The sequence below is a fragment of the Paenibacillus sp. FSL R7-0128 genome, from assembly GCF_038002245.1.
In the GTDB taxonomy this organism is placed as follows: domain Bacteria; phylum Bacillota; class Bacilli; order Paenibacillales; family Paenibacillaceae; genus Paenibacillus_AQ; species Paenibacillus_AQ silagei.
Window position 1 is genome coordinate 869331 of sequence record NZ_JBBOCD010000001.1, and the last position, 21415, is coordinate 890745.

Here is a 21415-nt window from a genome sequence, read left to right on the forward strand (position 1 = left end):
ATCCAAAAATGAGAATGTAAATTCTCGTCAGATGTTTCAAAATGAGCAATCGCTCTTTCTAAATACCAATTTGGAGAGTTTGATCCTGGCTCAGGACGAACGCTGGCGGCATGCCTAATACATGCAAGTCGAGCGGAGTTTGAAAGGAAGCTTGCTTCCTTTCAAACTTAGCGGCGGACGGGTGAGTAACACGTAGGCAACCTGCCCTCAAGCCTGGGATAACTACCGGAAACGGTAGCTAATACCGGATGATTTCTTTTTTCTCCTGAGAGAAGAATGAAAGGCGGAGCAATCTGCTGCTTGGGGATGGGCCTGCGGCGCATTAGCTAGTTGGTGGGGTAACGGCCCACCAAGGCGACGATGCGTAGCCGACCTGAGAGGGTGAACGGCCACACTGGGACTGAGACACGGCCCAGACTCCTACGGGAGGCAGCAGTAGGGAATCTTCCGCAATGGGCGCAAGCCTGACGGAGCAATGCCGCGTGAGTGATGAAGGTTTTCGGATCGTAAAGCTCTGTTGCCAGGGAAGAACGTCCGGTAGAGTAACTGCTGCCGGAGTGACGGTACCTGAGAAGAAAGCCCCGGCTAACTACGTGCCAGCAGCCGCGGTAATACGTAGGGGGCAAGCGTTGTCCGGAATTATTGGGCGTAAAGCGCGCGCAGGCGGTTATTTAAGTCTGGTGTTTAAACCTTGGGCTCAACCTGAGGTCGCACTGGAAACTGGGTGACTTGAGTACAGAAGAGGAAAGTGGAATTCCACGTGTAGCGGTGAAATGCGTAGATATGTGGAGGAACACCAGTGGCGAAGGCGACTTTCTGGGCTGTAACTGACGCTGAGGCGCGAAAGCGTGGGGAGCAAACAGGATTAGATACCCTGGTAGTCCACGCCGTAAACGATGAGTGCTAGGTGTTAGGGGTTTCGATACCCTTGGTGCCGAAGTTAACACAGTAAGCACTCCGCCTGGGGAGTACGGTCGCAAGACTGAAACTCAAAGGAATTGACGGGGACCCGCACAAGCAGTGGAGTATGTGGTTTAATTCGAAGCAACGCGAAGAACCTTACCAGGTCTTGACATCCAACTAACGAAGCAGAGATGCATCAGGTGCCCTTCGGGGAAAGTTGAGACAGGTGGTGCATGGTTGTCGTCAGCTCGTGTCGTGAGATGTTGGGTTAAGTCCCGCAACGAGCGCAACCCTTGACTTTAGTTGCCAGCAGGTTGAGCTGGGCACTCTAGAGTGACTGCCGGTGACAAACCGGAGGAAGGTGGGGATGACGTCAAATCATCATGCCCCTTATGACCTGGGCTACACACGTACTACAATGGCCGGTACAACGGGAAGCGAAGCCGCGAGGTGGAGCCAATCCCAGCAAAGCCGGTCTCAGTTCGGATTGCAGGCTGCAACTCGCCTGCATGAAGTCGGAATTGCTAGTAATCGCGGATCAGCATGCCGCGGTGAATACGTTCCCGGGTCTTGTACACACCGCCCGTCACACCACGAGAGTTTACAACACCCGAAGTCGGTGGGGTAACCCGCAAGGGAGCCAGCCGCCGAAGGTGGGGTAGATGATTGGGGTGAAGTCGTAACAAGGTAGCCGTATCGGAAGGTGCGGCTGGATCACCTCCTTTCTATGGAGAATCGTCTTCTGCAATGAAGACATTCAAATCTTAAATCTAGCCGGTCGGCTAGTTACTCACTCGTTGGTCAGTTTTGAGAGTTTAAGCTCTCATCTTTAAACTTGATCCTTGAAAACTGGATACCGAAACGAATTTGCGTTTTAGAACATCTTTTAGCTGAAACTTGTGTAAGCAAGTGGAAATAGTTATTAGTTGCTACCGTGATTTTCCTAACGGAAAACACATTGGTTAAGCTACTAAGAGCACACGGAGGATGCCTAGGCGCCAGGAGCCGACGAAGGACGTGGCGAACAACGAAACTGCCTCGGGGAGCTGTAAGCAAGCTTTGATCCGGGGGTGTCCGAATGGGGAAACCCAGCTGTGGTAATTCGCAGTTACTCATTTCTGAATACATAGGAAATGCAGAGGCAGACCAGGGGAACTGAAACATCTAAGTACCCTGAGGAAGAGAAAACAATAGTGATTCCGTCAGTAGCGGCGAGCGAACGCGGAACAGCCTAAACCAAGGGGCTTGCCTCTTGGGGTTGTGGGACGTCTCACATGGAGTTACAAAGGAATAGAGTAGGCGAAGAGGTCTGGAAAGGCCCGCGATAGAGGTAAAAGCCCTGTAGCCTAAACTGTGTTCCCTCCGAGACGGATCCCGAGTAGTGCGGGGCACGTGAAACCCCGTATGAATCCAGCAGGACCATCTGCTAAGGCTAAATACTACCTGGCGACCGATAGTGAAACAGTACCGTGAGGGAAAGGTGAAAAGCACCCCGGAAGGGGAGTGAAATAGAACCTGAAACCGTGTGCTTACAAAAAGTCAGAGCCCTCTTTATGGGTGATGGCGTGCCTTTTGTAGAATGAACCGGCGAGTTACGTTTAACATGCAAGGTTAAGGTGAGAAGCCGGAGCCGCAGCGAAAGCGAGTCTGAATAGGGCGACTGAGTATGTGGACGTAGACCCGAAACCGTGTGATCTACCCCTGTCCAGGGTGAAGGTGCGGTAACACGCACTGGAGGCCCGAACCCACGCATGTTGAAAAATGCGGGGATGAGGTGGGGGTAGCGGAGAAATTCCAATCGAACTCGGAGATAGCTGGTTCTCCCCGAAATAGCTTTAGGGCTAGCCTCGGTGAATGGAGTGGTGGAGGTAGAGCACTGATTGGGTGCGGGGCCCGCAAGGGTTACCAAGCTCAGTCAAACTCCGAATGCCATTTACTTCTTGCCGGGAGTCAGACAGTGAGTGCTAAGATCCATTGTCAAAAGGGAAACAGCCCAGACCATCAGCTAAGGTCCCCAAGTGTGTGTTAAGTGGGAAAGGATGTGGAGTTGCACAGACAACCAGGATGTTGGCTTAGAAGCAGCCACCATTGAAAGAGTGCGTAATAGCTCACTGGTCGAGTGACTCTGCGCCGAAAATGTAACGGGGCTAAACACACCACCGAAGCTATGGCTAGATGCTTTGCATCTGGGGTAGGGGAGCGTTGTATGTAGGTTGAAGGTGTACCGTAAGGAGCGCTGGACAGCATACAAGTGAGAATGCCGGTATGAGTAACGAAAAGATCAGTGAGAATCTGATCCGCCGAAAGCCCAAGGTTTCCTGAGGAAGGCTCGTCCGCTCAGGGTAAGTCGGGACCTAAGGCGAGGCCGACAGGCGTAGTCGAAGGACAACAGTTTGAAATTACTGTACCACCGTAATCCGCTATGAGCGATGGGGTGACGCAGGAGGGTAGTGACGCGGACTGATGGATGTCCGTCTAAGCAGTGAGGCTGGTGTGCAGGCAAATCCGCACATCATTAAGGCTGGGCTGTGATGGGGAGCGAAAATTATAGTAGCGAAGGTCATGATCTCACACTGCCAAGAAAAGCCTCTAGTCAGGAGAAGGTGCCCGTACCGCAAACCGACACAGGTAGGCGAGAAGAGAATTCTAAGGCGCGCGGAAGAACTCTCGTTAAGGAACTCGGCAAAATGACCCCGTAACTTCGGGAGAAGGGGTGCCTCGGTAGGGTGAATAGCCCGAGGGGGCCGCAGTGAAAAGGCCCAAGCGACTGTTTAGCAAAAACACAGGTCTGTGCGAAGCCGCAAGGCGAAGTATACGGGCTGACGCCTGCCCGGTGCTGGAAGGTTAAGGGGAGCGGTTAGGAGCAATCCGAAGCTGTGAACCGAAGCCCCAGTAAACGGCGGCCGTAACTATAACGGTCCTAAGGTAGCGAAATTCCTTGTCAGGTAAATTCTGACCCGCACGAATGGCGTAACGACTTGGGCGCTGTCTCAACGAGAGATCCGGTGAAATTTTAATACCTGTGAAGATGCAGGTTACCCGCGACAAGACGGAAAGACCCCATGGAGCTTTACTGCAGCTTGATATTGAATTTGGGTACGATCTGTACAGGATAGGTGGGAGCCGGTGAGGCAGGAGCGCAAGCTTCTGCGGAGGCGCCGTTGGGATACCACCCTGATCGTATCTAGGTTCTAACCTAGTGCCCTCATCGGGTACGGGGACCGTGTCAGGCGGGCAGTTTGACTGGGGCGGTCGCCTCCTAAAGAGTAACGGAGGCGTTCAAAGGTTCCCTCAGAATGGTTGGAAATCATTCGCAGAGTGCAAAGGCATAAGGGAGCTTGACTGCGAGACCTACAAGTCGAGCAGGGACGAAAGTCGGACTTAGTGATCCGGTGGTACCGCATGGAAGGGCCATCGCTCAACGGATAAAAGCTACCCTGGGGATAACAGGCTTATCTCCCCCAAGAGTCCACATCGACGGGGAGGTTTGGCACCTCGATGTCGGCTCATCGCATCCTGGGGCTGAAGTAGGTCCCAAGGGTTGGGCTGTTCGCCCATTAAAGCGGTACGCGAGCTGGGTTCAGAACGTCGTGAGACAGTTCGGTCCCTATCTGTCGTGGGCGCAGGAAATTTGAGAGGAGCTGTCCTTAGTACGAGAGGACCGGGATGGACGTACCGCTGGTGCATCAGTTGTTCCGCCAGGAGCATGGCTGAGTAGCTACGTACGGACGGGATAAGCGCTGAAAGCATCTAAGCGTGAAGCCCCCCTCAAGATGAGATTTCCCAGTATGTAAGACCCCTTGAAGACGACGAGGTAGATAGGTTGGAGGTGGAAGTGCAGCAATGCATGGAGCTGACCAATACTAATCGGTCGAGGGCTTATCCAAAAGTTACCCCAAAAAGTGAAGATGAAGCTGACGAAGCGGATTCCGAGTACTTTCCGGGGGCCCCGTAAGAAGGGCAAACGCAGATTCGTTTCGGATTCAGTTTTCAGGAATCAAATTCCTGAAGCATTTACGCTGTAAATGCCCGTTTGGTGGCGATAGCGGAGGGGTTCCACACGTACCCATCCCGAACACGACCGTTAAGCCCTCCAGCGCCGATGGTACTTGGACCGAAGGGTCCTGGGAGAGTAGGACGCCGCCAAGCGGACCATCCACACACATTGTGGTATTTTTTTTGCCCTGATTGGTTACATATTCCCTGATAGCTCAGTTGGTAGAGCACTCGACTGTTAATCGAGTTGTCACAGGTTCGAGTCCTGTTCGGGGAGCCATATGGAGAGGTGTCCGAGTTTGGCCGAAGGAGCACGATTGGAAATCGTGTAGGCGCCACAAGCGTCTCGAGGGTTCGAATCCCTCTCTCTCCGTAGCGTTACTTTTCATTGAATACTTTTTACACAGCATGGCTCGTTGGTCAAGGGGTTAAGACACCTCCCTTTCACGGAGGTAACATGGGTTCGAATCCCATACGAGTCACCATTTTTTTGGAACTGATACATGGAGGCTTAGCTCAGCTGGGAGAGCATCTGCCTTACAAGCAGAGGGTCGGGGGTTCGAACCCCTCAGCCTCCACCATCTATCTTAACCGAATAGATTTTGTTCAATGACGCGGGGTGGAGCAGCCCGGTAGCTCGTCGGGCTCATAACCCGAAGGCCGCAGGTTCAAATCCTGCCCCCGCAACCAATTTGGAACCGTGGTGTAGTTGGCCTAACATGCCTGCCTGTCACGCAGGAGATCGCGGGTTCGAATCCCGTCGGTTCCGCCATTTTAATTGGTATTAAGACATGAGGGATTGAGCATCCTATATCTCGAAGTATAGAGTATCCATCCGATTCCGTAGTATTTTGCTAATTATAATATTGGGGATTAGCCAAGCGGTAAGGCAACGGACTTTGACTCCGTCATTCATAGGTTCGATTCCTATATCCCCAGCCATCTTTTTTGGATTGTTTCTCTTATGAGAGCCATTAGCTCAGTTGGTAGAGCACCTGACTTTTAATCAGGGTGTCGAAGGTTCGAGTCCTTCATGGCTCACCATTTTCTTGTAACGTGTGCGCGTGTGGCGGAATGGCAGACGCACCAGACTTAGGATCTGGCGTTTCACGACGTGGGGGTTCAAGTCCCTTCACGCGCACCATGTTTTTGCGGACGTGGCTCAGCGGTAGAGCATCGCCTTGCCAAGGCGAGGGTCGCGGGTTCGATTCCCGTCGTCCGCTCCATATAGATTTTGCGCCCTTAGCTCAGCTGGATAGAGCGTTTGACTACGAATCAAAAGGCCGGGAGTTCGAATCTCTCAGGGCGCGCCATATATTGCTTCATTGAATTATCTAAGTGTCCGTCAGATTCGAACGAGTTCGTTGGAGCATAAGCTTCGATAGCACAACTTCGCAATCGGATGCGTAGCATCCGTATCTCTCAGGGTGCGCCATTTTTATTAACGGGATGTAGCTCAGCTTGGTAGAGCACCTGGTTTGGGACCAGGGGGTCGCATGTTCAAATCGTGTCATCCCGATATTTCATTTCACCTATGCGGGTGTAGTTCAATGGTAGAACTTCAGCCTTCCAAGCTGATAGCGTGGGTTCGATTCCCATCACCCGCTTATATCTGTATCACGTGAGTCCGTCATCCCTATGGGGAAGGCGGACTTTTTTTGCTATTTGGAAATGTATGCGAAAAACAGAACACATTGGGCTGATATAAGTGCGCGTGTCCCATTGTATGCGAAAGTCCGAATACAATCGCTCCTTTGCGATGAAAGGATGGGGCCCCATGCTCCACAGCTCGTAACATTGTTTAGAATTCCTGCAAGAAATGCAGCAATACTGCCCAATAGAAGCGACCGATGCTGAAATCCTGCAAGAAATGCAACAAAGCCAGCGCTAAGTTGCTCTAATCACCGGAATTCCTGCAATTGATGCAACAATATAGCGTAGCCCGTAACATTTTTAGAGAAATCCTGCAAGATATGCAACAATGCGGCTCAATTCAAGCGGTCGGTGAGAGAAAATGCTTAGAATTGGTAAGAGATAGGAGGTGGAAGCATCGCCATTATCGCCATTAAAGTAAGAAACAAATCAGAACGTGTGCGGAAAACCGAATACATTTGCTGCGGAGGAACTAAACGGGGCGGATGTATGCGAAAAACCGAACACAATGTGATTCAGGGAAGGCGAAGGGGGCAAGTGTGTGCGGAAAACCGAATACATTTGCTGCGGAGGAGCTAAACGGGGCGGATGTATGCGAAAAACCGAATACATTTGGACTGGGAGCGCCATGAAGGCCGAATGTAATCGAAAAACCGAACACATAGAAACCAGAATATCTGTGAGCCAGAGCGCTAAGGGCTGTAGTTGTCAAACGGCCGCCAGAAGGCAGAGAGATGGAGAAAAGTGAGCTTCGTATACGAGTGTATAGAGGCACCAGTAGTATCATTCAGCCGCTAGGGTGATTTGTTGTAAGGGCTGGAATGTTGCAATAGTATGGGAGGGCGTTATGTTTCTATAGAACTGATATAGTATAACTATTGGACTATTGGATCATAGGCAACACTTACTTGGAAGCTGAGGAGCATTTGTTATGACAGACAAAGTAATACGGATTTTCAGAATTATTAACGCCATTCAGTCGAACCCGGGGATTACCGCAGCAGACTTGGCCTTTAGGTGCGAGGTGAATATTAGAACGATCTACAGGGATCTTGAGGTGATCAGCCACTTTGCACCGGTTACGAATGAGGGAAGAGGCACGGGCTATCGGTTCATGGGCAAATTCTTTTTATATCCGCTGGATTTCTCGGAGCAGGAGTCGCTGGCGTTCTCTTTGCTGCCTTCTGTGCTGAATCCGGATAGAATCCCGCCGGGTTTTCATTCTGCTTATGACAAGGTGATGGGGACTCATCTGAAGGAGAAATCGCGGCAGAATGGTCTGCTGGAGAATATCGCGGATATTATTCAAATGGGTACCCCTGCCTACCGCAAGGAGAGCCGGAACTTCCTGCAGCCGCTTATTGGAGCCATTCTGGAGCAGCGCAGCATCCGGACGGTATACCACTCGCAGTCACGCAACGCCACTACAGCGCGGAAGATTGATCCTTATTATCTGATCCCGCGGGATCAGCGCTTTTATCTGATTGGCTATTGCCATCTGAAGGGCGCAATTCGTACGTTCCGGATCAGCCGGTTTGAGCAGGTCGAGATGACGGCTTCCACTTTTGATAAGGGAAATTTCAATATTAAAAAATATCTGAAAAATACCTGGTCGATCAACCGGGGGACCCGGAATGTCACGTTCAAGGTACGGTTCGATCCGGAGGTGGCGCGTTACATTAAGGAAGAGGAGCTGTTCGTACAGCCGCGGATGAGCGAAGAATGCGATGGAACGCTGCTGTTCGAAGTCACGGTTAATAATGAGAAGGAGTTCATCAAGTGGATTCTGCAGTATGGCCCGAATGCTGAGATTTTGGAGCCGGAGTCGGCCAGGGAGCGCTTGAAGGAGCAGCTGGAGCAGTGGCTGGATGTGTATCAGCAGTAGCCGCAGACTACAATATTACATAATATGGAATAAAAATGTCGAAAAGGTTAGATTGAATAGCTCAACTGGAGAATAAAGGCTTTTTTAGAGATATATATGTCGGGAATGAATTGACCGGAGCGGTGAAGCAGGTTATTATTGGAATATAATGGAATGATAGGAGGCAAGATAGAAATTGCTGGAACTGGATGGGATGAATGAAGACTCTTTGACAGACATGCTTAAAGTCTCGTTCTCATGGGAGAACTGGACGGCAATTCTCGAGATTTCAGACAAGCTCTTTGAACTTGCAGTTCTAACCTACGGCTCCCATCGACAGGGTGCAAAGAAGTATTATTTGAAAAAAAATATAGCGTATTATCTCGGTTACAGTGCGTGCATGAAGGGGATTGCCTATCAAAAGCTCGGTAACCTCGCTGAATCAAGAAAGTGTATAGGCTTGTATTCGGATTTGAGTTGGATCACGGATGTGGATCAGGAAGCTGCCGTAGAAGTGGAATACTACAGGAACATTGCGATTGCCAACACCTTCGTCATTGATCTGCTGGAAGGAAAGGTTGAAGTTCTCCCTGATTATGTTGAATTCATTCGTACAGGGGACCAGGAGGAACTGCTTGCCTGCTTGATTACTGTGCTGGAATCGGCCATTAAGTACAACTTTTCTATCGACTGGGTACTGGATGAATTCAATGAGCCATTGAAGGAACTAAGCTGCAGAGAGAAGCAGGAAGATATCAGATACTACATAGACTACATGCATCTTAGTGCAATTTATTTGTATAAAAGGGAGAAAATTCATGATGCAATTAATCTGACTCTCTATATTTTGGTAATAAGTAGTAAACTTTATGACGGGACAGGCTTTAGGAAGATTGTGTCGTTTTATGAACATATCCGAAGCCATGCGACCGCAGAACAACAAGAATCTTATCAAAATGTAATGAAAAATATCTTAGAGAGGGAGTTTTTAAAAGATGAAAAAGGCGATCTCGTTATTAACAGCCGTATTGCTGATTAGTGCAAGCGTAGTGGTAACAACGGCAAGCGCAGGCGGCCACTTATCCGCATCCTCTGGCAATATCTCTATTAACAATCACGGAGCAGGCCACTAGTCTAAAATCTCTCTGTCTCATGAATCTGGAAATATAAGCTGCATATCATGCAAAAAAGGGGTAAGCGACGATGCTTATCCCTTCTTTGCTGTGGATAGAGGTTACTCTGTTACAGCCAAACCCAGTCCTTCTGCAATTCGCCGGCCAAACTCCGGATCGGCTCGGTAGAAGTGGCCAATCTGGCGGAGCTTGATCTCCTCGGACTCCACTGGAGTCATCGCGCCGACAATATTGCTCACGAGCCGGGCACGCTCCTCTTCACTGAGCAGACGGTACAGGTCACCCGGCTGAGTGTAGTGATCGTCATGGTCATAAGACACGCTGTCCGCCTGGCCGGAGACTTCAAAAGCAGCCGCTTTATGCGGCGCTGACTCGGTTGCCCCGCCGGAGCTGTTGGGCTCGTAGTAGACGGAGCCTCCCCCGTTATTCGTAGCATTCATCGCGCCGTCGCGCTGATTATTGTTGACCTCTGCGATAGGCCGGTTAATCGGCAGGTGGTTATGGTTCGCTCCTACCCGGTAGCGGTGGGCATCCCCGTATGCGAACAGGCGGCCCTGAAGCATTTTATCTGGAGAAGCTTCTATGCCTGGAACGAACGAGCCGGGGGAAAAGGTAGCCTGCTCCACTTCGGCGAAGTAATTCTCAGGATTGCGGTCCAGCACCATGCGGCCTACCTCAATCAGCGGATAATCCTTCTGCGACCATACCTTGGTTACATCAAATGGATCGAAGCGGTAGGTGTCGGCATCCTCCACAGGCATAATCTGGACATGCAGCCTCCAGGCCGGGAAGTCTCCAGTATCAATGGCGTTGAACAAATCCTCTGTATGATAATCCGGGTTCTCCCCGGCTAGCTGTGCAGCCAGCTTAACATCGAGGTTCTTGACGCCCTGCTCTGTCTTGAAGTGATATTTCACCCAGACGGCTGCACCTTCGGCATTCACCCACTTGAACGTATGGCTGCCGAAGCCATGCATATGGCGGAGAGTAGCCGGGATGCCGCGGTCGGACATCAGAATCGTCACCTGGTGCAGAGACTCGGGGGAGAGAGACCAGAAGTCCCAGACGGCATTAGGGTTCTTCAGATGGGTCTGCGGATGGCGCTTCTGGGTATGGATAAAGTCCGGGAACTTGATGGCATCACGGATGAAAAAGACAGGCGTGTTATTGCCGACCAGGTCGTAGTTGCCTTCCTCAGTGTAGAATTTCACAGCAAAGCCGCGCGGATCGCGCACCGTATCGGATGAACCCAGCTCCCCGGCTACGGTAGAGAAACGGATGAACATCGGGGTGCGTTTGCCGACGCCCGACAAGAAGGCAGCCTTCGTATATTGGGAGAGATCATTGGTGACTTCAAAATAACCATGGGCACCGGCGCCTTTGGCATGAACGACACGCTCAGGCACACGCTCACGGTTGAAGTGGGCCAGCTTCTCCAGCAGATGGACATCCTGCAGCAGCACGGGGCCACGGGCACCGGCGGTCATTGAATTCTGGTTGTCACCTACGGGGGCGCCCCAGCTTGTCGTTAGCTTGTTGTTATGGTTTGTGGTCATGAACACAATCACCTCGTATAGGATTTGATTTTAGAATAAGTATAAATATTATAATAGCAAGAATTTAAATAAAATCAATCCTTTTTTATAATTATTATAATTAAGTGTATGCGGGAGAAGATAGATTCATGATATGAGCGATGGTCTGCGGGTGAGAAATAAAGCTCCATTAAGAGCAGCGTGAAGATGGGCATAATGAGGCCGGCTGAAGCTACAAGTAGCGGTATGGGAAATGTCAGGAGGGCCTAAAAAACTCCCGCCCGCAGCAGCGGACAGGAGGGGGATTCGTGAACAGTAACAGAGCATCAGCAACTGGATGCGGGTGACAGGAGCAAAAACTACTGTAAGTTAGATTGGGATATACATACGGTTATAGTATTCATCCAGCATGCGCTTGGTGGCGAACTCGGTGCGGGTGGTCTCGATGCTGCGGTGCATCATCTGCACCCACTTGGCCTGATTCTCATAGAAGACCGGGAGGACGCGGTTCAGAAGGGTCTCGTACAGTGCATCGCTGTCATGCTGGTCAAGCACCGCAAAGTCGGTAGTCTCGAAGCCGTCGCCGATCTGCCAGCCGTTCTCGCCGTCGATGCAGGCCTCCGGCCACCAGCCGTCCAGGATGGAGCAGTTCAGAACGCCGTTCATGGCGGCCTTCATCCCGGAGGTTCCGCTGGCTTCGAGCGGTCTGCGCGGATTGTTCAGCCAGATGTCAGAGCCGCGGGTCAGCTGGGCTCCGATGGTCATATCGTAGTTCTCCAGGAAGACTACGCTCTTCGGATATTTGCGCATCATGGCTACAAGGTTGCTGACGATCCGCTTGCCGTTGTCGTCCAGCGGGTGCGCCTTGCCGGAGAATACAATCTGAATCTTGCCGCTCTCCAGGTACGGCTCTATAATGTCCGGCTGGGAGAAGATCAAGTCACTGCGCTTGTAGGGAGCGGCGCGGCGGGAGAACCCGATCAGCAGATGCTCTGGATTCAGGGCGATCCTGGAGCGTTCTTCGATGAAGCTGATCAGCTCCTGCTTGATCTCCTTGTGGACGGCCCACAGGTCGCCGCCCTCCTCAAAAGCACGGGTCATCCGCTCATCTACCCAGGTAGGGGTGTGAATCGCATTGGTGATGCCGATGATCTCGGATCTGCCGGCGACTTCCTTCCACATCTTGTTGGCAGTATCGGCATGAAGCTGGGCGACCGCATTCGAGATCCGCGACAGCCTTAGACCGGCGACGGTCATATTGAACGGCTCCCCGCCAATCCGCTCCATCTGCGCCCGGGTTAAGCCATTAAAGGCCCCCATGTACTCCAGCCGGTCCAGCGGATGGGTCTCGTTGCCTTCCTTAATCGGTGTATGTGTAGTGAACACAACCTCTTCCCGTGTAGCCTTCCAGGCTTCTTCAAAGGTACTGCCGCCGGACATCTTCTCCCGGATCAGCTCGATTGCAGCGAGCGCCGCATGTCCCTCGTTGAAGTGATAGACATCGATCTTAATTCCTAGAGCGCGCATGGCTTTGACGCCGCCGATGCCCAGCACGATCTCCTGGGCAATCCGCTCCTCCCCGAACCAGCCGTAGAGCTGGCCGGTAATCCAGGCATCACTGTTCTCCGGGATATCGGTGTCGAGCAAATAGAGCGGACGGTTACCGAAATGGTCGGTTCTCCACACTTTGCAGACCACATCGGTCTTTCTGACTTTTACCGTGACCTTGACACCCGTATCTTCCAGGAAGTCGTACACATAGTTGTGGTAAGAGTCGTAGGGGTTACCGTCCGCATCAATCTTCTGGTCCGTGTAGCCCTGTTTCCATTTGAGTCCGATGGGGATGATGGGTGCCCCGATATCCTGCGCGCCCTTGATGTAATCTCCGGCCAGAATGCCGAGGCCTCCGGCGTACATTTTGAAATCGGAATGCAGTCCATACTCCATGCTGAAATAAGCAACTGACGGTAAGTGGTTCTCGCTCAAGTGATAAGCCTCCTAAATGCGATTTAGATAATAACGAGTTGCTGCAGGCTGTATCTAAGATGCAAACGTTTGCTCAATGAGGCAGGACGGGCTCTGGAAGCGATTGCACCATCATTCTAGCATATTTATCCTTAAAAAGCACAGCGGAGTTTCGGTGACAACTGGCTGCCTGCGGAGCCGATAAATAAAATTTGATAAACCTGCTGGAAGGCCATAAGATAAGGGGAGTAAAAATGTACAAGCTTCATCTAAACCATAAAGCAAACAATAAACCAAGTGGTGGTGTAAAGGATTGAGTATAGTCGTAATTGGAAGTCTGAATATGGATATGGTCGTGCGGGCAGAGCGCGCGCCAGAGGCGGGTGAGACCCTGTTCGGTCAGGGGTTCGCTCTGTCTCCGGGCGGAAAAGGGGCGAATCAGGCCGTTGCGGCGGCCAGGCTGGGCGCGGATGTGACGATGATCGGCAGAGTGGGAAAGGATGCTTTTGGCAGCGGGCTGATGGAGATTATGGAGCAGGAGCGGGTTCATACCGAGTATATCTCACAGAGTGAATCCCAGGCTACAGGGGTGGCTTCCATTGTGGTCGACGGGTCCGGTGAGAACCGGATCATCGTAGTGCCTGGCGCGAATGTGGAGATGAAGCCGGAGGATATTGAAGCACTTGAGACAGTGATCAGCGGAGCCGGGATCGTGGTGATGCAGCTGGAGACGGATCTGGCGATGTGCGGGGCTGCGGCAGTCCTGGCGTACCGGCATGGGATTCCGGTGATTCTTAATCCGGCTCCGGCCCAGCCGCTGAGCGATGAGCTGCTGCACCATATTACCTACCTGACTCCGAATGAGACAGAGGCGGGGATTCTGGCCGGTATCGCTGTGGAGAGTGTGGAGGATGCAGAGCGTGCGGCCCGGATAATGCTGTCAAAAGGGGTACGGCACGTCATTGTAACGCTGGGCTCCAAAGGAGCGCTAATCGTGGATGCTGCCGGAAGCCGGCATGTTCAGGGGTTCCCTGTGCAAGCGGTAGATACGGTGGCAGCCGGAGATTCCTTCAACGGGGCGCTGGCCTGGCAGCTGACCTGCGGCAGGACGCTGGAGGAAGCAGTCCGCTTCGCCAATGCAGTCGGTGCGCTGGCGGTGGGCAAGACGGGGGCGATTGCTTCTCTGCCCAGACTGGAAGAGGTGGAGCAGTTCCTGCGGACAGCTGCTAATGCAGAGCCACAAGACCTGTAGATCCCAGTAGATTCCGTGTGTGATAGAGGAAGCAGATGGTATATAAGACGCACTAAGAAATTAACGAAAAGCAAAAAGAAGCGGAGGGGAAATTTGGAACTGTAGGAGCGGTAGCGTCCGCCTGAAAGCTTTCCGAAGGAAAGCTCGCATCGTAAGCATCAGCTAATCAACGGATTTCAACCGCGAGTAGCGGATTAAATCAAGAAATCTGTTGACGGGCAGCGGCCGGAAGTCCAAATGTTCACCGCAGCGACGACCAAGCTTCGAGTTCAAACCTTAAGTGCGTTTTATATAACAGACAAATTCAGCGGGGAGCGTCAGAGGAAGCTCTGACGCTCCGGGTCCGCTAAGGAGCTGACACGTTTGAGCGGTACAGTAACCGTCAAGAATATAACCCTCGGAGAAGGGATGCCCAAAATCTGTGTTCCGCTGGTCGGAACGACGCGGACGGAGTTGCGTGAAGAAGCTGAGGCGCTAATCGCACTGGCGCCGGATGTGGTGGAGTGGCGCAGTGATTTCTTCACGGAGGTGGAAGATATTAATGCAGTGACCCAGGTGCTGGAGGACATCCAGCGCCTGCTGCCGGAGATTCCGCTGATCTTCACCTTCCGCAGCGCCAGGGAAGGCGGCGAGAAGGAAATCTCCACAGCCTATTACTTCCAGCTGATCCAGGCGGCGATAGAGAGCGGGCTGGTGGATATGGTGGATGTGGAGCTGTTTCAAGAGGAAGCAGAGGTCCGCAGACTGATTGCAGCAGCGCATGCGCAGGCGGTGTTCGTGATTGTCTCGAATCATGATTTCCACGGGACGCCGTCCGAGGAGGAGATTGTCTCCCGGCTGCGCCGGGCGCAGGAGCTGGGCGGCGATCTGCCCAAGATTGCCGTAATGCCGCAAGGTCCAGCCGATGTGCTGACCTTGCTGGCGGCGACGAACCGGATGCAGGAGCAGTATGCGGACCGTCCGATCATTACGATGTCGATGGCCGGGGAGGGCGTGATCAGCCGGCTGGCCGGAGAGATCTTCGGCTCGGCGCTGACCTTCGGTGCGGCGCATAAGCCTTCGGCACCGGGGCAGGTGGCAGTTGCCGAGCTGCGCGGTGTGCTTACGCTGCTGCACCGCAGCTTGTAGCGGCTGCCGGTACAGACGCAGCAGGAATGGGGATAGACAGGGTGTTTCCGGCCGGGATTACGGTGGAAGCACCCTTTTGCATATAGAGAGATAGCAAATAGCGGGCGGAGTTTGAAAGTGTAGCTGCCCATGCCCTACAATGGAGGCAATCAAGTAGAAGGGGCGGAGCGCCGATGACAGAATTGATTCTGGTTGTGGAGGATGAGGTGAGAATTGCCCGTCTGCTGCAGATAGAGCTGGAATGCGAGGGATACCGTGTGTCCATTGCCGGGAGCGGCCATCAGGGGCTGGAGATGTACCAGGAGCAGCAGCCGGATCTGTTATTGCTGGATGTGATGCTGCCTGGATTCAGCGGCATAGAGCTGCTGCGGCGAATCCGGGCGGGTGATTCCGATACGCCGGTGCTGCTGCTTACAGCCAAAAGCTCGGTAGAGGATAAAGTATCAGGCCTGGACCTTGGGGCCAATGATTATATTACGAAGCCGTTTCAAATTGAGGAGCTGCTGGCGCGTGTCCGTGCTGCGCTGCGGCTGGCCTCGGGGCGGAGGAGAGAGGAAGCCGTCAACCTGCTGATGGCAGATGATCTGGAGCTGAACGAAGCTACGCGGGAGGTGAAGCGGGCAGGCCGGAGCATCGAGCTGACTCCCCGGGAGTTCGACCTGCTGGTCTACCTGCTGAAGAATAAGCGCCAGGTGCTGAACAGGGAACAGATCATGGCTGCCGTCTGGGGGTACGATTATTACGGCGATACGAATATTGTGGATGTCTATATCCGCTATGTCCGCAAGAAAATCACGCTGGACCACCAGCCTGAATTGATTCATACCGTGCGGGGCGTTGGTTATGTGCTGAAGGATGCCCCATGAAGCTGCGGAGCACCATTCATCTGTATTCCAGCGTGCTGTTTGCCGTGCTTCTTGTCCTTATGAATCTGTTCATCTACGCCGTGTTCAGCCGGATGTCACTAGACAGCCAGCTCGGGCAGGCTTCTGCCGAGACGGTTAGAATCGCTGCCGCGATTAGAAAAGCCGGAGACGGGGTAACGGCACCGGAGCTGCTCCGGGCTTATGTGCCGGTGGAGGGAATGCTGCGGCTGCTCTCTGCGGACGGTAGCGGACCGGCGCCAGTCACCTCAGTCTCCGGGCAGGAGATCAGCCGGGTGAAGCCGGTCTACCATTCCGGGAAGCAGGCGGAGCGGGTCCGGGTGGACGGACGCTTGTACGCGTTCGTAAGCATTCCCGTCATCTGGACGGACGGGAACGTCCTGAATCTCCAGATGACCAAAAGTCTGGAGAGCACGATGGATACGCTGCGGGTGCTGCGGCTGGTCCTGGCCGGGGCTGCGCTTGCGGCGCTGCTTCCGCTGCTGCTCTCCAGCCGCCTGTTGTCGGGCCTGATTATGCGGCCCATCGTGCAAATGACGGCGACTATGCGGGAGATTCAGCGCAGCGGGAAATTCCGCAGGCTTCCGCTGGAAGCACACTCGAAGGATGAGCTGGTGGAGATGGGGCATACCTTCAACGAAATGATAGGCCTCCTGGAGAGTAATTATGTGAAGCAGGAGAAATTTGTGTCGGATGCCTCCCATGAGCTGCGCACACCGCTGACGGTTATTGAGAGCTATGCCAGTCTGCTGAAGCGTAGAGGGCTGGATCACCCGGAGCTGTTTGATGAATCGGTTGAGGCCATACACTCCGAAGCTGTGCGGATGAAGGAAATGACGGAGCAGCTGCTATTGCTGGCAAAGCACCCGGAGCAGTGGGATCTGGAGCTGAAGGTGATAGATCTGGAGGAGCTGGCCCGTTCTTCGGCGAAGGCTTTTCATAATGCGTACGGGAGAGAGGTCACGGTTCAGGTCAAGGGGCCGGCTGAGGGCTACAGCGATGAAGCGAAGCTCCGGCAGTTGCTGTTCATCTTCCTGGACAATGCCCGCAAATACAGCGATGAGCAGATAACCGTGCGTATTGAGGCTTCCGGGCAGGAACGGATGATTGTGATTACCGACCGCGGCATTGGAATTCCGCCGGAGGAGCTGCCGAAGATATTCGACCGTTTCTACAGAGTGGATGAGGCGAGAACCCGTGAGAATGGAGGGGCAGGCCTGGGGCTGTCGCTTGCCGCAGAGATCGCGGGGGCGATCGGAGCGGAGCTGTCCATGGATAGTACGGTAGGCCTGGGAACCTCGGTGACGATCCGTATGGCTGCGGACCGCAGGGGAGGTGGACAATGAACCAGCATCCAAGGAACAAGAGCAAAATGTACAAGGCAGTCATAGGTATGGTTGTCTTCCTGTTGCTGGCTTGGGTTGCCTTCTGGATATTCGGGAAGGATTCGGAGCCGCTGTTATCCAGAGATCAGGCGGAGCAGGCCGTGCTGAACGAATATGCCGGTAAGGTAGAGAGTCTGAAGCTGCAAGCTGGAGCTTATGTAGCAGAGCTTCAGACGGAGCAGGGACGGTATGAGCTGAAGCTGGACGGGGTTAGCGGCGAGATTCTCTCCATCGTGCTGTTGAAGCGCGCGGACGAACCGGCGGTGCAGCCTACGTCTGCCGCTACTCCAGCGCCATCTGGAGGAGCTGAGGCTACCCCGTCACCAGCACCTACCCCGGCGGCGCAGAGCGTAGTCTCCGAAGCGGAGGCTGTCAGGCTCGCTCTGCTTGAGGTACCGGGGAAGCTGGACGATGTGGATACGGGAATCGATGCGGCGGGCGCTTTTTACCTAGTGGAGATTCATACTTCAGACGGGCGTGAGGCCGTAGTTCAGGTCAACGCAATCTCGGGTCATATTATGTCTGTGACCTGGGAAGAGCCGGATGGGGAGGATTCCTAGGTTATCTGTTTTTTTCTCAGCGAATTCTAATGTTACTCCCGCTGTTCTCTCAGATTGTAGCGTTATAGTTACTACATGAAGCAGCGAAGAATGAACTTAGGAGGCGTTAACATTGAAGACAAAGATATGGAGCAGTATCACGGCGGCAGCACTTATTCTCGGTGGCGCTTATGGTATAGGCGAGCTGAAGGGCAGTACGGCTGAAGCAGCCGCAGCAGTGAAGCGTCAGAGCACAACGTTGATTAGTGTAAGCCAAGCCGAGCAGATTGCCTTGAAGGCAGCTCCGGGACAGGTGGAGAGCATCGATCTGGAGAAGAAGGCCAGCGGCACGTATTACGATATCGAAATTCAGCAGACCAAGCAGGAAATAGATGTCCGGGTAGATGCCTATTCGGGAAAAGTGATCAGCCTGCGCAAGGATGCAGACAATGATGACTCTCATAAGGCAGCTCCGGCCTCAGGCGGGAAGATGATTACCGCAGGCAAGGCGGCTGAGGCAGCCCAAGCTGCTGTGAAGGGGACGGTCACCGAGATTGATCTGGACCGGGACCATGGAGGAGCTGTCTACGAGGTTGAAATCAGGAACGGGCAGGTCAAGACAGAAGTAGGTGTCGATGCGTATACTGCCAAGGTTGTGTACACCGATACCGATTCCGACGAGGATGATGATTGAGCTGGAATAACGTTTCAGCATAAAAAAGAGAGGCAGCCGTTAATCCGGCTGCCTCTTTGCTATGCCAAACGATTACGTCTACTGCTTCGCTCCAGTATACACATGCACCGCATCCCGCAGGAATGCGGCCATCCCCGGGCGGTGCTGGTCGTAATAAGCGGTGAAGCGCTCATCCTGGACATACATCTGGGCGACACCGGCATGGGCTTCCTTGGTGTACGCATCCCAGTAGAAGCTTAGCCACTGGCGGTGCAGATCGGCGGCCTTTTGCGCCAGTTCGCTTGCCGGGTTACCTTCCACCATCGCCTGCTCCAGTGACGCGAACATATCGGCCTCCAGCTGTTGAAGGGCAGCGTACTGCTCCTCCGTCATATGGCTGAGCTTGCGGTTCGACTGCTCCACAGCTTCCGCGCCGTATTGCTCCCGGATCTCCTGGCCGTACTTCTGCTCGTTATCGTCAATCAGCTTCTGCTTGAAGCCTGTGAATTTCTCCTGATTGCTCATTATACTTCTCCCTTCTGTGTGTGCAATGGTCTGCTCGACGTTCGCGATGAGCCGGTCCAGCTGCTGTCTCCGCTGAAGCAGCTGGTCATGGTGCTCGCGCAGGGCGCGGGCGCCGTCGAAGGAGGGCGAATGGACAATATCCCTGATCGCCTCAAGGCTAAGTCCCAGCTCCCGGTAGAACAGAATCTGCTGCAACAGGTCTACCTCGGCCTGGCCGTAGATCCGGTATCCCGAGGAGCTGATTCTGGCCGGCTTCAGAATGCCGAATTCATCGTAATACCGCAGGGTCCGTGCACTGATCCCCGCGAGTGTCCCCAGCTTCTGCACCGTATATTCCATGGTCCTATCTGCCTCCAATCTGTCTTGGCGTATACAGCAGAGAACGGGTTCAAGGCGTTCCCGCAGGGTAAGCGGCCGCTTACAGATCTAACTGTACACTTTAACGTAACGGCAAGGTCAACTCTTTATTTGGTAGAATAACCGGACAGAGGGGCGGGTAACCATGGGTGCTGGAAAAGCAAACAGCGGCAACCGCCCGGGCTATGCCTCGGGAGATTGCCGCTGCTGTGCGCGGGTAGGGGTCTATTTCTTGCCAAGCTGGGCGGTGAAATACGCCTTAAGCTCTGCCAGCTTCCGGGGGTCCGCCAGGGCATCCTCCGCAGGGAAATAATGCTCGGCCACCAGCTCCCAGGTAGGGACGATTTTCTGGGCGGTCATCGCTTTGATAGCGATCTTAACCGTCTTGCGTTCCCTGGCGTTCGAGAAGGTATCGACATAATGCTGCGACCGCCCGAAGTCCAGCTCGTTGAAGACTGCGCGGAAGATCTCCGCCGTCATCTTGGCATCGTCCAGCGCGCGGTGGGCGGAGCCGGAAGGCTCCAGGCCGAAGAGGGCCATCGCCCCTTCGACGCTGATGTCGTTACTGAGGCCGCGGGCGCGCAGGACGCCCTTGAGCAGATCGAAGTAGGTGGCCTCCATCCAGTAGGCATCATCCATCTTGTGCATCCGCACATCCTGGATAATCCGCTTCATATCCTCGCCGCCCCAGGTTAAGAGCAGCACGCCGTCAGCACTCTGGTCAAGCCACGCTCTGAAGGCGGTAATGACCTTCGGGAACCGGCTGGCGACGTCGATATCCTCCTGGGGGATGCCGGTTTTTTTCTTGATGAATGAATTCAGGGTGGAGAAGTATATGGGTCTGATTAAGGCTGAGAATTCATCCTTAACCTGCAATGAAGCGTCTAACCGGACCGCTCCGATCTCAATGACCTCCATGGGATGCTCGCTGGCAAATTTGCGGCCGTTGAATTCGATGTCCAGAATAATATAATCCACAGGTAATGCCTCCGTTTCAGTGACTGGCGCCAAGATTGCCCGGAAATGCGCCGACCCTTCTATTTTAGCAAAAAAAGCGCTGTACAGATACCGGATGCCCTGTATCCGCACAAATTTGAATTTTCGGCCGGGGGAACGGGTTGATATCTGCAAAATTGGGTAATGAACAAGATAATCTGTCGAATAGAGCTATTGAGATAAGGAGGGAAGGCCATGAAGCTGTATGTAACCGTCAAAAGCCTGGGGAAACGCAAGGCGGTGCTGGAGCGGAAGGAGCTGCTGCTTGCGTCCCGTCCGCAGACGCTTCGCGCACTGATCTCGGAGATTGTAGCCGGGCAGGTGCAGGCGATGCGGGAGCGCCAGGAGCAGGGGGAGCTGATCCCCTACCTGACCGCAAGTGAAATTGCGGAGCAGGGCGATAACGGCAAGGTCGGGTTCGGCACAGTGTACGGTGAGACGAAGCCTGAGGTTGAGCAGGCTACGGCAGCGGCACTGCTTGCTTTTGAAGACGGATTGTATAAGGTGTTCGTGCAGGAGGAGGAATGCTCCGCGCTGGATGAGCCGCTGAGGCTCGAAGAGGGCGATGAGCTGACGCTGATCCGGTTCACGATGCTGGCAGGAAGATTATGGTGAGGGAGATGACAG

13 protein-coding genes, 13 tRNA genes and 3 rRNA genes are annotated in these 21415 nt (G+C 53.5%); 25 read left to right on the forward strand and 4 right to left on the reverse strand.

What is annotated here, in order from left to right; translation table 11 throughout:
* Positions 1–67: 67 nt before the first annotated feature.
* The 18 genes from NST26_RS03570 to NST26_RS03655 all read left to right on the forward strand — a co-directional run bounded on the left by NST26_RS03570 (position 68) and on the right by NST26_RS03655 (position 9455).
* Positions 68–1628 (forward strand): 16S ribosomal RNA (locus NST26_RS03570).
* A 235-nt stretch (positions 1629–1863) separates the two neighbouring features.
* Positions 1864–4790 (forward strand): 23S ribosomal RNA (locus NST26_RS03575).
* Positions 4791–4935: 145 nt separating this feature from the next.
* Positions 4936–5052 (forward strand): 5S ribosomal RNA (gene rrf, locus NST26_RS03580).
* Together the 16S, 23S and 5S rRNA genes with 13 tRNA genes alongside form the textbook arrangement of a ribosomal RNA operon.
* 51 nt (positions 5053–5103) lie before the next feature.
* Positions 5104–5179 (forward strand) — tRNA-Asn (locus NST26_RS03585).
* A gap of 3 nt (positions 5180–5182) precedes the next feature.
* Positions 5183–5272: transfer RNA gene (locus tag NST26_RS03590), tRNA-Ser, on the forward strand.
* Positions 5273–5309: 37 nt separating this feature from the next.
* Positions 5310–5384: transfer RNA gene (locus NST26_RS03595), tRNA-Glu, on the forward strand.
* A 20-nt stretch (positions 5385–5404) separates the two neighbouring features.
* Positions 5405–5480, forward strand: a tRNA-Val gene (locus NST26_RS03600).
* A gap of 32 nt (positions 5481–5512) precedes the next feature.
* Positions 5513–5589 (forward strand) — tRNA-Met (locus NST26_RS03605).
* Positions 5590–5593: 4 nt separating this feature from the next.
* Positions 5594–5671: transfer RNA gene (locus tag NST26_RS03610), tRNA-Asp, on the forward strand.
* Positions 5672–5766: 95 nt separating this feature from the next.
* A tRNA-Gln gene (locus NST26_RS03615) sits at positions 5767–5841 on the forward strand.
* Positions 5842–5867: 26 nt separating this feature from the next.
* A tRNA-Lys gene (locus NST26_RS03620) sits at positions 5868–5943 on the forward strand.
* Between the two features lie 16 nt (positions 5944–5959).
* Positions 5960–6043 (forward strand) — tRNA-Leu (locus NST26_RS03625).
* A gap of 7 nt (positions 6044–6050) precedes the next feature.
* Positions 6051–6125: transfer RNA gene (locus NST26_RS03630), tRNA-Gly, on the forward strand.
* Positions 6126–6135: 10 nt separating this feature from the next.
* Positions 6136–6212 (forward strand) — tRNA-Arg (locus NST26_RS03635).
* 132 nt (positions 6213–6344) lie between these two features.
* Positions 6345–6418: transfer RNA gene (locus tag NST26_RS03640), tRNA-Pro, on the forward strand.
* Between the two features lie 17 nt (positions 6419–6435).
* Positions 6436–6506, forward strand: a tRNA-Gly gene (locus NST26_RS03645).
* Positions 6507–7483: 977 nt separating this feature from the next.
* Positions 7484–8437, forward strand: a complete 954-nt coding sequence (locus tag NST26_RS03650; RefSeq protein ID WP_036731198.1) for a helix-turn-helix transcriptional regulator — start codon at positions 7484–7486, stop codon at positions 8435–8437.
* A 175-nt stretch (positions 8438–8612) separates the two neighbouring features.
* Positions 8613–9455: a hypothetical protein gene (locus tag NST26_RS03655; RefSeq protein ID WP_051478491.1), complete on the forward strand. Its 843-nt coding sequence runs from the start codon at positions 8613–8615 to the stop codon at positions 9453–9455.
* A gap of 195 nt (positions 9456–9650) precedes the next feature.
* Here NST26_RS03655 and katA read toward each other — a convergent pair whose 3' ends face one another.
* Entirely contained in the window at positions 9651–11105 is a 1455-nt protein-coding gene (katA, locus tag NST26_RS03660; protein WP_340978559.1) for a catalase KatA, read from the reverse strand.
* A gap of 348 nt (positions 11106–11453) precedes the next feature.
* Positions 11454–13070: an alpha-glucan family phosphorylase gene (gene glgP, locus NST26_RS03665; protein WP_340978560.1), complete on the reverse strand. Its 1617-nt coding sequence runs from the start codon at positions 13068–13070 to the stop codon at positions 11454–11456.
* A 292-nt stretch (positions 13071–13362) separates the two neighbouring features.
* Here glgP and rbsK point away from each other — a divergent pair, with 292 nt between their 5' ends.
* The 6 genes from rbsK to NST26_RS03695 all read left to right on the forward strand — a co-directional run bounded on the left by rbsK (position 13363) and on the right by NST26_RS03695 (position 18931).
* Entirely contained in the window at positions 13363–14301 is a 939-nt protein-coding gene (gene rbsK, locus NST26_RS03670) for a ribokinase (RefSeq protein WP_340978562.1), read from the forward strand.
* Positions 14302–14664: 363 nt separating this feature from the next.
* On the forward strand, positions 14665–15429 hold the full coding sequence (aroD, locus tag NST26_RS03675) for a type I 3-dehydroquinate dehydratase (RefSeq protein ID WP_340978563.1): 765 nt from the start codon (positions 14665–14667) through the stop codon (positions 15427–15429).
* 173 nt (positions 15430–15602) lie between these two features.
* Complete coding sequence (locus NST26_RS03680) at positions 15603–16295, forward strand: response regulator transcription factor (RefSeq protein WP_340978564.1); 693 nt, start codon at positions 15603–15605, stop codon at positions 16293–16295.
* Complete coding sequence (locus tag NST26_RS03685; RefSeq protein ID WP_340978565.1) at positions 16292–17659, forward strand: sensor histidine kinase; 1368 nt, start codon at positions 16292–16294, stop codon at positions 17657–17659. Before NST26_RS03680 ends, NST26_RS03685 begins: the two co-directional genes overlap by 4 nt.
* The gene (locus tag NST26_RS03690) at positions 17656–18258 is read left to right on the forward strand and encodes a PepSY domain-containing protein (RefSeq protein ID WP_340978567.1); all 603 of its coding nucleotides are present in this window, start codon (positions 17656–17658) and stop codon (positions 18256–18258) included. Before NST26_RS03685 ends, NST26_RS03690 begins: the two co-directional genes overlap by 4 nt.
* A gap of 112 nt (positions 18259–18370) precedes the next feature.
* Positions 18371–18931 (forward strand): PepSY domain-containing protein, encoded by a 561-nt coding sequence (locus NST26_RS03695; RefSeq protein WP_340978569.1) that lies wholly within the window; start codon positions 18371–18373, stop codon positions 18929–18931.
* A gap of 78 nt (positions 18932–19009) precedes the next feature.
* Here NST26_RS03695 and NST26_RS03700 read toward each other — a convergent pair whose 3' ends face one another.
* Together NST26_RS03700 and NST26_RS03705 are read right to left on the reverse strand one after the other, a co-directional pair.
* Positions 19010–19774 (reverse strand): MerR family transcriptional regulator, encoded by a 765-nt coding sequence (locus NST26_RS03700; RefSeq protein ID WP_340978570.1) that lies wholly within the window; start codon positions 19772–19774, stop codon positions 19010–19012.
* A gap of 243 nt (positions 19775–20017) precedes the next feature.
* The gene (locus NST26_RS03705) at positions 20018–20770 is read right to left on the reverse strand and encodes a 3'-5' exonuclease (protein ID WP_340978571.1); all 753 of its coding nucleotides are present in this window, start codon (positions 20768–20770) and stop codon (positions 20018–20020) included.
* A gap of 213 nt (positions 20771–20983) precedes the next feature.
* Between NST26_RS03705 and NST26_RS03710 the strand changes: the two genes are divergently transcribed.
* Positions 20984–21403, forward strand: a complete 420-nt coding sequence (locus NST26_RS03710) for a hypothetical protein (protein WP_340978572.1) — start codon at positions 20984–20986, stop codon at positions 21401–21403.
* The last annotated feature ends 12 nt before the right edge of the window (positions 21404–21415 follow it).